Source organism: Chryseobacterium jejuense (assembly GCF_017877355.1).
Taxonomy (GTDB): Bacteria; Bacteroidota; Bacteroidia; order Flavobacteriales; family Weeksellaceae; genus Chryseobacterium; species Chryseobacterium jejuense_A.
In genome coordinates this window covers 328,577-342,435 of record NZ_JAGIPR010000002.1, presented here as the reverse complement: position 1 = coordinate 342,435, position 13,859 = coordinate 328,577, and the positions used below count along the sequence as shown (strand labels likewise).

The following is a 13,859-nucleotide window of genomic DNA, read 5'->3' as shown; positions in this document are numbered from 1 at the left end:
GTTTTTTTATGCATTTTTTTCATTACTTTTATTTAAGATTATCAAACTCAATTTTAAAACATTATCCCTCAAAGAAACCCGAAACATGAATTTATAGCAAGCATTATATGATACTCCCTCCTAAAGTTTGGTACTTATTTTGTCTGCACACAAAACACAATTTCCTTTATGATCACTACAAAATACGTCAATTACAAACAGGTTCTCAATCTATCCGGTGTACATCTTATCTTAATCTCTATCTGGTGTACTCTGATTGCTGTCTTGTTTTATTTCTTTAACTGGCATTGGATGACCATCCCATGGGTTCCCGTGGCATTGATTGGTACTGCAGAAGCCTTCTTAGTAGGTTTTAAAAACAACCAAGCTTATGACCGACTTTGGGAAGCCAGAAAAATATGGGGCGGAATTGTAAACTCCAGCCGTTCATTTGCTTCCATGGTACAGGCTTTTGATACTAAAAATGAAAAAATAGGTATTTTTGATCTTGAAGATCGTAAGAAAAAGATTATCAACCGTCATATTGCATGGCTTTATACATTTCGTGAACAACTTTTGATCCCAGCAGAATGGGAGCATATCAGTAGTGAAAATAATAAATTCGGGAATATCAACCTCAGAAGAAACAGATTGATTAAGGCAGGTTTTCCAGATTACGGAAGAGCTCCTATTTTCTTACATAAATATCTTTCAGAAGAAGAATATGAGTTGAAAAGTGAATATAAAAATTTTGCGACCTACCTGATCTCACAACAGGCTAAAGATATTAATGAGTTAAAAAACATGAATGCCATCACAGATTTCAATCAGACACAGTTACAAAACAGTCTGAATGAATTTTATGGTTTTCAGGGACAGGCAGAGAGAATCAAAAAATTCCCCTCGCCAAGACAGTTTGCCAGTACAGCGTTTGTCTTTAATATCCTTTTCATTACCCTCCTTCCCTTAGGACTTGTGAATGAGTTTGCTAAGCTGGGAGATTGGGGAATCTGGACCTCTATTCCTTTCTGTATTATTATTGGATGGATCTATATTATTATGGAATTGGTAGGAGACTATTCAGAAAATCCTTTTGCAGGATTAATGTTTGATGTTCCCATACTTTCCATCTGCCGAACAATTGAAATTGATCTTCTTCAAATGATGGGAGAAACAGAGATTCCTGATCCAATTGCTTCTAAAAACGGAGTCCTTGTCTAATGATGAGTAATGAATAATAACAGAAGGCTTAAGGAATAAAAATTTCTTACAAAACAATTGCTGTTGTATTTTTTACTTCAGAAATCATAAATGAGCTGTGCGTGCTTGCGATGTGTTGAAGCGTCGTAAGCTTCGTCAGCATAAAATTCCGATAGTCTTCAATATCTCTTACTCCTATTTTAAGAATATAATCGTAATCTCCACTTACATGGAAACATTCGGTTACTTCCTGAAGATTCATCACTTCTTTTTCAAACTGCAGAACAAATTCTTTCTTATGTTGTGTTAATTTCACATGACATAAAATGATAAAATTACGCTGTACTTTACTTCTATCCAATAAGGCTACATACTTTGAAATAACACCAGCATTTTCTAATTTTTTTATTCGCTCATAAATAGCTGTTACCGATAATCCGAGCTTACCGGAAAGTTCTTTGGTGGTTTGTTTACAATCTTCCTGTAAAAACAGAAGCAGTTTTTTATCAATATCATCAAGTTCCATAGATAAATTTTTGGTGGAAATTTAATATTTCCGAAGATAGCAATTATATTTTCTAAATAAACAATGTTTTACAGTTTTATATTCTATAAATTCAATTTTATGTTGTAATAATTAGGAAAATAGCGCAAATTAGGCCGGTAAAACAAAAACAATGCTTATGGAAAACTTTAACGCAGCCAACGAGATCCAGGATCTTCAGTATTTTGGCGAATTCGGAGGTGTAAACCCTTCTATTTCTGACAGTTCTACCTACACTTTCCTTTCTGCAAAGACCATGTTCGATACTTTTGAAGGAAATGCGGAAGGATGCTATCTGTACTCCAGACATTCATCACCTATGAATCTTTATCTGGCTCAGGCTTTGGCAAAAATGGAAAATACAGAATCTGCCAACGTTACTGCATCCGGAATGGGAGCTATTACTTCTGTTTTGATGCAGGTATGCAAAAGTGGAGACCATATCATTTCCAGCAGAACTATTTATGGGGGAACCTATGCCTTCCTTAAAAACTTTTTACCCCAGTTCAATGTAGCAACTACTTTCGTGGACATCAATAATTTTGAGTCTATCGAAAATGCAATCACTCCTAGCACAAAAGTGATCTATTGTGAGAGTGTAAGCAACCCGCTGCTTGAAGTGGCAGATCTTAGAAAACTTTCTGAAATCTGTAAAAAACATGATTTAAAACTGATTGTAGATAATACATTTTCACCACTTTCCATCTCTCCTCAATTATTTGGAGCAGATGTTGTAATCCACAGCTTAACCAAATTCATCAACGGAAGCAGTGATACTGTTGGTGGTGTATATTGCAGCACTCAGGCATTTATTGATGATACTAAAAATGTAAACTCCGGCGCATGCATGCTGCTGGGACCTACTATGGACAGCTTAAGAGCTTCAAGTATTCTGAAAAACCTGAGAACCCTTCATATCAGGATAAAACAACATAGCCACAATGCCCTGTATCTTGCTGAAAGATTTGAGCAGGATGGTTTAAAAGTGTCATATCCGGGATTACCTTCTCATAAGAATCATGAACTCATGAAAAGTATGATTGATGAAGAGTACGGATTCGGAGGGCTATTAACACTGGATGCCGGAACTACAGAAAAAGCCAATGAACTAATGGAAATGATGCAGACAGAAAACCTTGGTTATCTGGCCGTGAGCTTAGGGTTTTACAAAACCCTGTTCTCCTGCTCAGGAAAATCAACTTCGTCCGAGATTCCGGAAGAAGAGCGTGCTTCAATTGGTATTTCTGATGGATTAATCAGATTCTCCATCGGTTTGGATCACGACATCAAAAGAACTTATCATAAAATGAAAGAATGCATGCTGAAAGTAGGAGTTCTTAACCATGAAAACATCTCTATATCCTAAATTTTATTGTACAAAAGCAGGCTATTTCACTTGAAACAGCCTGTTTTATTTTTTATTCAAACCCGAATTTCATTCAATAGGTTTATCTATATCTGAATAACAAACCGGATATTATCATTATCAAAAAAATCAATAGGAATAGACTTTAGAACCCAATATAACACCTAGAATTATAAACTTCTGTGAAATCCGTGTATTCCAATTATTAAACAACATAGAAACATAGATTACAGCGAAAATGGGCCATTACTTCTTATGATAGTGATGCGGAAATGCATCCTCAGGCTTCATTCTCACAACATTCAGTAAAATCCAGGATTTCAGGAATCCATATCCGTAAGAAAACATCTGAATATAGGTAGAAATCACCGCCATTCCTGCAATACTGATATTTTTAGTCAGTAATAATGCATGAAAAAATACCAGAAAAGTATATAATCCATAGAAAGAAAGAATAAATCCTTTTCCCATCATAAAATATTCAATAAATCCCATGATGTAACCTAACATAAATAAGGTAGGAAACGCAAAGGAGATTTTCACATAATTAGGATGCCTCTGATTAAGAATTGGTCTTGCACAGCCAAACTGATACACCTGTTTTGAGAATTTCCCAAAGTCTACCCTACGCTTATGATATACAGCAATATCATCAAAAAATGCAGTTGTAAATCCGTTTTCCCAAAGGGTCATCGATAAATCCGGATCCTCTCCTATTCTCATTTCGGAAAAACCACCTACTTTATCAAAGACTGCTTTTTTCACGCCCATATTAAAACTTCTGGGCTGAAACCTTGAAACCGCCTTCTTACTTCCCCTGATTCCTCCAGTAGTAAAAACAGATGTCATGGAATAAGAAATCGCTTTCTGCATCAAATTAAAGCCTTTATGAGCCTTATCAGCACCACCGAATGCATCACAAGGAATCGTCAGGATATCTTTTTTAATATGTTCAATATAATCTTTTTCAACAATCACATCACTGTCTACAAATACCAGCCATTCATTAGCTGCTCTTTGCGCTCCATAATTTCTTGTCAGTCCCGGGCCGGAATTGTCTTTTCTGAAATATTTAATATCTAAAATCTCTTCAAAATTTTTTATCGTAGGCTTCAGATCGATGATTGATCCATCATCAACGATAATGATCTCAAACTCTTTATCTGTCTGCTGGGTAAGAGAGGTCAGCAGCTCAAAAAGTTCATCTTTTCGGTTGTAAATGGCAACGATAATGGAAATAGTAGGTTTCAAATTGAAAATTTTTCAAAATTACTTATTCACAGAACAACCTACAAACAGTTTAACAGCTTATTCAGAGAAATTAACGGTATATAATTCTATTTTTCTTAATACATGGAGATTACAAATGAAATTCTAAGCCAAGTTATTTGACATTTTAAACAAAATAAACATGAGGAATCCCTCCTAATTTTGCTATAGAAATTTAAAACAACAAAAAAATGGAACCAACTAACAACTCGCTGCAGCAACCTATTCAATCTGGCTTTAATACGTTTTCAACAGCTCAGGAAGTTATTCAAGGAATTGATCTTACCGGAAAAAATATTATCATTACCGGCGGTTATGCAGGTATCGGCCTTGAAGCCACAAAAGTCCTTACTTCAGCCGGAGCGCATGTTATTATTCCCGCCAGAGATATTGAAAAGGCGGAGAAAAACCTTACAGGAATTGAAAATTTTGAACTTGAAAAAATGGACCTGATGGATCCGGCATCCATTGATTCTTTTGCAGAAAGATTTGTCGCATCAGGCAGAAGTCTGGATCTCCTCATTAATAATGCAGGAATTATGTGGGTTCCTCTCCGCAGAGACGCCAGGGGTTTTGAATCTCAACTAGCAACGAACTACCTTGGACAGTTTCATCTTACCGCAAAACTATGGCCGGCTCTGAAAAAAGCGAATGGCGCAAGAGTTATAAGTGTTTCGTCTTACGGACATCAGATGTCTTCTTTTAATTTTGAAGACCCTAATTTTGAGAAAAGAGATTATGACACACTTTCCGGATATGGGCAATCCAAAACAGCCTGTAATTTATTTGCGGTAGAACTTGACGAAAGAGGAAAAAAATTCAATATCAGAGCTTATTCTCTTCACCCGGGTTCTGTATACGGAACAGATCTGGGCAGAGAAGAACCTCTTGAACTTTTTAAACAGCTTGGAACACATGATGAGAACGGAAATATCAAACCGGAAGTTGAAGCACGACTGAAAACCTTACCACAAGGAGCAGCAACAACAGTCTGGTGCGCCGTAAGTACTCAACTCAACGAAATAGGTGGAGTTTATTGTGAAAACTGTGATATTGCGGAGATCGACAGAGGACAAATTGAACACAGGTTTAATGAACCAGCTACCATCCGTGGGGTACAGCCCTATTCTATTGACAAGAAAAATGCAGAAGAGTTATGGAAACTGAGTGAAAAGATGTTGGGATTCCGCTTTGACACCAAATAATTGTTTTTTAAATACATTTGTAATGAAAAACTTTTGACAATGGATTTCCAGATACAATACCTGACACCGGATATCAAGCTTTCCAGTTATGATGATAAGCTGTTCAAAACGGAAACAGTTTTTGAATATCATATGCTGGTCTGGTTTATATCAGGAGAAACGAAAATTATTCAGGCCAATAAAACCTATTTGTTCAAAGCTGGAGATATTTTTCTGATCCCGAGGAATCATCTTGCCACGATTATCAACTATCCAAAAGACGGGCTTCCTCATAAAGCGGTGGTTATGCATCTTACAACAGAACGCCTGAAAGCGTTTTACAGCTCTGTTGATGATCAAAAGAAAACAGGATATCGGGAATCCAGTATTTATAGCTTTAGCAGTCATCCGCTTCTGAACAGCTGCCTGGCCTCTCTCATTCCTTATTTTGAAATAGAAGGTTCATTTCCTGAAAATATAGCTCATTTAAAGATCACTGAAGCCATTAGTATTTTAAGGGAAATTGATCCGGATATAGATTCTGTACTTGCTGATTTTGACGAGCCGGGAAAAGTAGATATGATTAGTTTTATGGAAAAAAACTATATGTTCAATATGCCTTTGGAACGATTTGGATATCTGACGGGGAGAAGTTTATCAACGTTTAACCGTGATTTCAGAAAGATTTTTCAAACCACTCCACAGCGATGGCTTACTCAAAAACGTCTTGAACTGGCCTATTATCATTTATCAGAAAAAAATAAAAAGCCTTCCGATGTTTTCCTGGAAGTAGGATTTGAAGACCTCTCCCATTTTTCACATGCCTTTAAAAAACAGTATGGCTTTGCTCCTTCGCTCGCAAGATAAAACAACATAGGTTGTACCACATGAGTACAACCTATGTTTATTATTTAATTGGAAATATTTCTCTAGATAAACAACCCCGATTTAAAGTAGATATAAAATACTAACGAAATAAAAAATGCAATCACAGAACAGCTGAAAAGAAGCAGTTTAAAAATGCTTTTGAAATAATAAAGCTCCATGACATTCAAAACAAAAAATAGTAAAGCTGAAATAGCTATTCCTATTAATGATGCTACAATCAAAGCTGGTGTTTGATCTCCTGATGGCAATGGTTTATGAAAAACGACGAAAAAGAGAATGGCAGACGCAAGAATAAATCCTGCGCTGACTTTCTCTGTAAAATATTTATCTTTTTGCTTATCCTTCTTTCGGGTACGAGCATCAGAATCTTTCACAGGGCTAGTTCCTACTACAGAAACTACATCTGCTACAGTTCCCAATATATCAAGAAAGTTCCAAGACATATATTATTGTTTGTCCTCTAATTTATGTATTTTTTTAGTTCCTTCATACATCTCATACTGCAGGAATCGTGTTTCCAGCTTTCCGTTGAAAAGTTTGATTTTTCTTGAAGGTCGTAAACCGATCTTTTTCACCGCTTCCAGATCAGATGAAATTAACCATGCAAGAGTATTTGGATAATTCGTTTTAAAAGTATCTCCTATCTTTTTGTAGAAATCATCATCGTTGATTGAAATTCTCTCGTCATAAGGTGGGTTGAATACCATCAATAATGGGAAAAGATCTTTTTTAGAATCAAAGAAATTTTGTTTTCTGATCTCAATCACATCCTCCATTTCAGCAGCTTCCACATTCATTCTTGCAGCATTCAGCATTCTGGAATCAATATCATACCCTACAATTTTACCATCAAACTGTCTCACTCTATTGATTCTGAATTCTTTAATTTTAGAGAATAAATCAGCATCGTAGTTTTTCCAGTTCTGGAATCCGAATCTTTTTCTGAAAATCTGAGCCGGAAGATCCAAAGCAATCATCGCTGCTTCAATAAGCAATGTTCCGGAACCACACATCGGGTCAAGGAAGTTTCCTTTTCCATCCCAGCCAGCCAATTGTAGCATTCCGCTTGCCAAAACTTCATTAATTGGAGCTTCTCCCTGCTCTCTTCTGTATCCTCTTTTAAATAAAGCATCACCTGAAGAGTCCATGGAAATCATCACTAATTCTCTGTCAATATGAAGATGGAACTTAATATCCGGAGTTCTTGTTTCTACATTCGGGCGTCTTTTATGTTTCTCCTGAAAATAATCTACAATTGCATCCTTCATTTTTAAAGTCACAAACTGAGAATGCTTGAACGTTTCAGAATTCACTGTAGCATCAATAGAAAAAGACTGATCTACATCCATAAATTCATCCCATTCAAATTTGAACAATCTGTCATAGAACTGATGCTGGTTAAAAGCCTTAAACTGATGAATTGGAACCAAGATTTTTAATGCCGTTCTCGCAGAATAATTGATCTTATAAAGAAAACCAAGATCCCCTTCACAATTAACCGCTCTATTTTTCACTTCAACCTTTCTTCCTCCTAATTTCTTGATTTCTTCCGCCAGAATTTGCTCCAGTCCAAAGAATGTTTTGATCTGTATTTGTAGATTTTCTATATCCATAATTTTGATTTAAAAGTTTTAAAGCATTAATAATTAAAAGATTAACCATCCAACCCATCGGTCAATTGAATTTTTCAATCTTTCCATGTTATAAAATACTTTTCTTTTAAGACCACAAATTTAGTTATTTTTGCATTATGGAATGGTTTGAATCTTGGTTTGATACCCCTTATTATCATTTGCTTTATAGCAACAGAGACTATACTGAAGCTGAAAACTTCATTACAAAACTTACTGCGGACCTACAGCTTCCGCCTCAATCCAAGATCATTGATCTTGCCTGTGGAAAAGGAAGACATTCTGTTTTCCTCAACAAATTGGGGTATGATGTTTTGGGACTGGATCTTTCAAGACAAAGTATCGAATCTGATAAACAGTATGAAAATCAAACTTTGATTTTTCAGGTTCATGATATGCGAAACCCGATTGATGCAGATCCAATGGATGCTGTTTTCAATCTGTTTACAAGTTTTGGTTATTTCGATAATGAAAATGATGACAAAAAGGTATTTCAATCTGTATACAATTCTTTGAAGCCCGGAGGATACTTCGTTCTGGATTATCTGAATGAGGAATATGTAAGAAATACAATGGTTCCTGAAACCATGATTACCCGTGGTGATATTGATTTTAAAATTCTGAAAAAAATTGAAGGCAGACATATTATTAAAGATATCCGTTTCGAAACAGAAGGTCAGTCTTTTCATTTCTTTGAAAAAGTAAAGCTTCATACTTTGGATGCTATTCATACCTATGCGTCAGAATGTGGTTTTGAAAGGATAAAAATCTGGGGAGATTACCAGCTGAATGAATTTAATAAAGAAAATTCCCCACGTTGCATCAACTTATTTAAGAAAAAATAATGATAACAGTACTTTTACTGATTTTAAGTGTAATAGCCGGAGTTTTTCTGGGAAAACACTTTGGTAAAAAGGAAAAGCTGGCTAAAAATCTATTGGTATTAAGTGCAGGTTTCCTGATCACAATCTGTTTGAACGAAGTTTTTCCTGAGGTTTATACTTCTTCAGTTGGCAGCAATCTGGGAATATTCGTTATTGCGGGAGTTCTCCTGCAAATGATCCTGGAAGCACTTACCAAAGGCTTTGAACACGGACATTTCCATCATCATGGCGAGCACAATATTCTACCAATGGCTTTAATGGTAGGACTTTTCATTCATGCATTTATTGAAGGGATCCCATTGGCCAATGAAAAACATGAGCTGTCTCCTTATCTTTTAGGAATTGTATTTCATAATCTTCCTATTTCATTTATTTTGGGAGCATTTTTATTCAACAGAAAAGGAGAATCAAAAAGTTCATCTTCTTACCCTTCTCTATTGATTGTAGCTCTTTTTGCCCTCGCTTCTCCTATGGGAATGTTATTGGGAAATTATTTCAACCCAAATCTTCAGCCTTATTTTCTGGCTATTGTGGGCGGAATCTTCCTTCACATCTCATCTGTGATTATTTTTGAAAGCAATAAGAACCACAATATTGACTGGGTTAAAATAGGACTCGTAGTATTAGGCGTTTCTCTCGCTCTGATCATGCACCTTTTCCACCATCATTAAAACTTATTTTTAAGCATAAAAAAGCTCTGAATTTTAAAATTCAGAGCTTTTATTTTATGGCCATTTATTACAGAATGTTTAGAATTTCCAACCTACTGTAACAAAGAAATTATTTCTAATGTTTTTAACTTCTGAAACTACTGAAGCAGAAGATGCAACATCGAAGTCTCCGGAATAATATCCTGTTCCTGCACCAGCATCACCATATAAAAACGGGTTCTTATAGTTAGAGGTAATATTTTGATATGCAGCGTCTACATAAAACTGCCCGAAATCATACCCAATACCTGCTCCTATTGTATTTCTTGAACCTAAGATCATATCACTATAGTTGGTATTGCTAACAGATCCTGCATTGTTATATGCATTAATTGAAAAGGCATCAAAAGGGCTTGAAGCATAAGAATAACCTCCTCTTAATCTGAAATTCTGAATTCTATATTCTGCTCCTACCTTTACTTCTGATACATTTTTGTAAAGATCATTGAAAAATGAGTTCAAATCTGCTTCAGCATCACCACTTACAGTATATTTAGGCTTGGTAAGTCCTAAAGTATAATCTACATTCAGTGCAAAGTTTTTATTAGGAACAAAAGCTGCACTCACGGTAGCTTTCATAGGAGATCTAAATGATCTGTCCTCACCATAGTTTTGATAATAAATATTATTATTATCTTCTTTATTTGCATAATACTCAGTGAATGCTCTGTCAATAGTCCACCAAGTCGGAGTTTCTAAAGATACCCCCAATCTCAATTGATTACTAACCTTCCCAATAACCCCAACACTAGCTGAGAAACCATTGGAACGCTCAGAATAAGGAGTAAACTGTTTTTTATAAGTATCTACAGAATTATCTAAATCCAAACCGAATGCAGCATGCTCACTTTGATCAATACTGGCATAGTGAAAATTTAATCCTGCCCCTATATAAAAACGATTTTCATAGTTTGCTCCAACACCAATGTTCATTTTAGACTGATTCCCTAATCTATCATAATTATGGCCTAAATAAGACATTTTCGCATTATAATCAACTCCATCCTTTGTAAGTTTCTTAGGAATAATTACATTTGGATTTCCTGGAGATTCCACGTAATTTTCAATAGATTGATTGGAATAATTCACCCCAATATTGATGAATTTCCAACCAGTCTTTGACATCAATGGAATAGCGATTACTCCACCTGCATTTCCTATATCTGTTTTATTAACTGTATACTTTACTGAAGACCCTGCTAATGAACTTGTATTTTTATTACTGTTAATAGACAACGTACCAGAAGCATCTCCTGAAATAGCAACCCCTAAACCTGCGGGGTTTGTTAATAATGAACTTGCATCACCACCTAATGCTCCATTTGCTCCTGCCATTGCATTAAACTTGGAAGAACCAATATTAGGGGAGTTTGAGTAAACCTCAGCAGAGTTTTTAATCACTGATATATCCTGAGCCTGCGCAAAAAAAGCAGCAGAGATGCTCATTAATACTAAAGATCTTTTTAACATTATTTTTTTAATAGTTTTTTATGAAGTTGAATATTATCTGAAGCCACCGGATCTAGAACCGCCACCGGATGAACCGCCTCTAAAGCCGCCACCGCCTGATGAACCACCACCAGATCTGAAACCACCACCGGAATTATTAAATCCGCCACTGTTTCTAAAGCCTCCAGAATCACCGGATCTAAAACCGCCATTGTTGTATCTTGGTTGTTGTGGAGGGGTAGAATTGCGGAATCCTCCAGAATCACCAGATCTGAAACCACCGGAATTTCCATTCCTAAACCCACCGGAGTTTCCATTTCTGAAACCACCAGAGTTGTCATTCCTAAATCCACCGGAATTTCCGTTTCTAAATCCTCCAGAATTTTGATCTCTGAAACCACCACCGGAACTATTTCTAAATCCGTTGTTGTTTCTAGCCGTATTCGTTCTGTATACAGCATTATTTATACCTGTATTACGGAATCCACTATCTGAACCACTTCTTCTATAAGGTCTGTTATAACCACCCCAGTAGCCACCTCCATAGCCCCAATATGGGTTTCCATAATAACCTCCCCAGAACGGATCATAATATCCGCCCCAATAAGGAGAATATCCCCATGGACTTCCCCATCCGATAGAGCCACCCCAGCCCCAGCCGAATGATCCGCCCCAACCCCATGAAAAGCCAGCACCCCAGCCCCAGCCACGGTTCCAGCCCCAATATGGATTATAGCCTCCATACCAGCCTCCAGGATATCCCCAGGAATTGTCATAGTAATTGGTTTGAGAACCTGCATACATTCCCCAGTCAGAGTTTGTAGCATTTCCCCAATTGGCATCCACATCACTCCAATCGTTATATTTATTTTGCTGTTCTCTGGAATTCGTCTGTGCATTCTGAATCACATTAGAATCCTGATAGTAGTCGTAGTAGTCTCCTACTCTATTTCCGCCACCATTAATGATTACTCCTTCCGGCAGCGTATCCTTATTAGGGTCATAATATACCCCATCCGTCTCGCTATACCCTCCCATCTGAGCACCACAAGACATAAGCAACAATCCACCTGATATTGCTAATATCCCTTTGGATTTTAGCAGACCAAGCAAATTTTTATGTATATTTCTTTTCATGATAACGTAAAAATTTTTAATTTAAATTATATTTGCAATCTGTACCAAAAATGTACCAATACTGATTAAAAAATCTATCAAAAATAGATTTTTATTTTTAGATAACAATAATGTGCAAAAGTTAAAAAAATTTTAAAAGATAATGGCAAAATTAACCTCAAGAAGCGAAGATTACAGCAAATGGTATAACGAGCTGGTTGTAAAAGCTGATTTAGCTGAAAACTCAGGAGTGCGTGGATGTATGGTAATCAAACCGTATGGCTATGCAATCTGGGAAAAAATGCGTGATGAAATGGATAAGAAATTCAAAGAAACAGGTCACGTTAACGCATACTTCCCGCTTTTTGTGCCCAAGAGCTTATTTGAGGCTGAAGAAAAAAATGCAGAAGGTTTTGCAAAAGAATGTGCGGTAGTTACCCACTACAGATTAAAAACCGATCCTGACAATCCTTCAAAACTAATTGTAGATCCGGATGCAAAATTGGAAGAAGAACTTATTGTTCGTCCTACCTCTGAAGCAATTATCTGGAATACGTATAAAAACTGGATTCAGTCTTACAGAGACCTTCCTATTCTTATCAACCAATGGGCAAACGTTGTACGTTGGGAAATGAGAACCCGTCTTTTCCTTAGAACGGCAGAATTCTTATGGCAGGAAGGGCATACAGCTCACGCTACCAAAGAAGAAGCGGTAGAAGAAGCTGAAAAAATGAATAAAGTATATGCAGATTTTGCAGAAAACTTTATGGCAATGCCTGTAGTACAGGGATTGAAAACACCTTCTGAAAGATTTGCAGGAGCAGATGAAACCTATTGTATTGAAGCATTAATGCAGGACGGTAAAGCTCTTCAGGCAGGAACTTCTCACTTCTTAGGGCAGAATTTTGCGAAAGCATTTGATGTAAAATTCACGAACAAAGAAGGAAAAATTGAACATGCATGGGCAACATCTTGGGGAACATCTACCCGTTTGATGGGAGCTTTAATTATGACTCACTCTGATGACTTCGGATTGGTATTGCCTCCAACATTGGCACCAATTCAGGTAGTGATTGTTCCTATCTTCAAAGGAGAAGAGCAATTAGCACAAATCAGTGAAGTGGCCTTAGATATTCAGGCTAAATTAAAAGCTAAAGGTATTTCTGTGAAGTTTGATAACGACACTCAGAACAAACCAGGATGGAAATTCGCGGAATATGAATTGAAAGGAGTTCCGGTAAGAATTGCCATGGGACCAAGAGATCTTGAAAACAAGTCGGTGGAAATCGCGAGGAGAGACAACCTTACTAAAGAAGTTCGTTCTATCGAAGGTATAGATACTTATATTGAAGAATTATTAAAAAATATTCAGCAGGATCTTTATAACAAAGCATTTGAATTCAGAAAAAATAACATCACTAAAGTAGATACTTACGAAGAATTCAAGAAAGTTCTTGAAGAAAAAGGAGGATTTATCTATGCCCACTGGGATGGTACAGCTGAAGAGGAAGAGCAGATTAAGGACGAAACGAAGGCGACTATCAGATGTATTCCTTTGGATAATGACATCGAAGAAGGTATTTCTCTAATTTCCGGAAAACCTTCTAAGAGACGTGTGTTATTCGCAAAAGCGTATTAA

At 36.5% G+C, this 13,859-nt stretch carries 13 protein-coding genes; 7 read left to right on the top strand and 6 right to left on the bottom strand.

The genetic code is table 11. The annotated features are described in order from the left end of the window. Positions 1-168 precede the first annotated feature (168 nt). Entirely contained in the window at positions 169-1,200 is a 1,032-nt protein-coding gene (locus J2772_RS05350) for a bestrophin family protein (protein WP_209914054.1), read from the top strand. A 46-nt stretch (positions 1,201-1,246) separates the two neighbouring features. Here the strand turns inward: J2772_RS05350 and J2772_RS05345 are convergent, their stop codons facing one another. Next, on the bottom strand, positions 1,247-1,705 hold the full coding sequence (locus tag J2772_RS05345) for an Lrp/AsnC family transcriptional regulator (RefSeq protein WP_209914051.1): 459 nt from the start codon (positions 1,703-1,705) through the stop codon (positions 1,247-1,249). 157 nt (positions 1,706-1,862) lie between these two features. On the opposite strand from J2772_RS05345, the gene J2772_RS05340 reads away from it, so the two are divergent. Next, positions 1,863-3,089, top strand: coding sequence for an aminotransferase class I/II-fold pyridoxal phosphate-dependent enzyme (locus J2772_RS05340; RefSeq protein ID WP_209914048.1), 1,227 nt, complete (start codon positions 1,863-1,865; stop codon positions 3,087-3,089). Positions 3,090-3,335: 246 nt separating this feature from the next. Here J2772_RS05340 and J2772_RS05335 read toward each other — a convergent pair whose 3' ends face one another. After that, positions 3,336-4,340 carry a glycosyltransferase gene (locus J2772_RS05335; RefSeq protein ID WP_209914045.1) on the bottom strand — a complete coding sequence of 335 codons (1,005 nt, stop codon included), beginning with the start codon at positions 4,338-4,340 and terminating at the stop codon, positions 3,336-3,338. Between the two features lie 209 nt (positions 4,341-4,549). On the opposite strand from J2772_RS05335, the gene J2772_RS05330 reads away from it, so the two are divergent. Continuing rightward, entirely contained in the window at positions 4,550-5,563 is a 1,014-nt protein-coding gene (locus tag J2772_RS05330; RefSeq protein ID WP_209914041.1) for an SDR family NAD(P)-dependent oxidoreductase, read from the top strand. A 39-nt stretch (positions 5,564-5,602) separates the two neighbouring features. Next, positions 5,603-6,409, top strand: a complete 807-nt coding sequence (locus J2772_RS05325) for a helix-turn-helix domain-containing protein (protein WP_209914038.1) — start codon at positions 5,603-5,605, stop codon at positions 6,407-6,409. Between the two features lie 62 nt (positions 6,410-6,471). On the opposite strand, the gene J2772_RS05320 is transcribed toward J2772_RS05325, so the two are convergent. Then, the gene (locus tag J2772_RS05320) at positions 6,472-6,873 is read right to left on the bottom strand and encodes a branched-chain amino acid ABC transporter substrate-binding protein (protein WP_209914035.1); all 402 of its coding nucleotides are present in this window, start codon (positions 6,871-6,873) and stop codon (positions 6,472-6,474) included. Positions 6,874-6,876: 3 nt separating this feature from the next. Further along, entirely contained in the window at positions 6,877-8,043 is a 1,167-nt protein-coding gene (locus J2772_RS05315; protein ID WP_209914032.1) for a class I SAM-dependent RNA methyltransferase, read from the bottom strand. A gap of 137 nt (positions 8,044-8,180) precedes the next feature. On the opposite strand from J2772_RS05315, the gene J2772_RS05310 reads away from it, so the two are divergent. Together J2772_RS05310 and J2772_RS05305 are read left to right on the top strand one after the other, a co-directional pair. Next, the gene (locus J2772_RS05310; protein ID WP_209914029.1) at positions 8,181-8,906 is read left to right on the top strand and encodes a class I SAM-dependent DNA methyltransferase; all 726 of its coding nucleotides are present in this window, start codon (positions 8,181-8,183) and stop codon (positions 8,904-8,906) included. Between the two features lie 2 nt (positions 8,907-8,908). After that, entirely contained in the window at positions 8,909-9,616 is a 708-nt protein-coding gene (locus J2772_RS05305; protein ID WP_209915042.1) for a ZIP family metal transporter, read from the top strand. A gap of 78 nt (positions 9,617-9,694) precedes the next feature. Here J2772_RS05305 and J2772_RS05300 read toward each other — a convergent pair whose 3' ends face one another. Together J2772_RS05300 and J2772_RS05295 are read right to left on the bottom strand one after the other, a co-directional pair. After that, positions 9,695-11,125, bottom strand: coding sequence for an OmpP1/FadL family transporter (locus J2772_RS05300; RefSeq protein ID WP_245365141.1), 1,431 nt, complete (start codon positions 11,123-11,125; stop codon positions 9,695-9,697). A 33-nt stretch (positions 11,126-11,158) separates the two neighbouring features. Further along, entirely contained in the window at positions 11,159-12,241 is a 1,083-nt protein-coding gene (locus J2772_RS05295; RefSeq protein WP_209914026.1) for a prolyl-tRNA synthetase, read from the bottom strand. A gap of 142 nt (positions 12,242-12,383) precedes the next feature. Between J2772_RS05295 and proS the strand changes: the two genes are divergently transcribed. Continuing rightward, entirely contained in the window at positions 12,384-13,859 is a 1,476-nt protein-coding gene (gene proS / locus J2772_RS05290; RefSeq protein WP_209914023.1) for a proline--tRNA ligase, read from the top strand.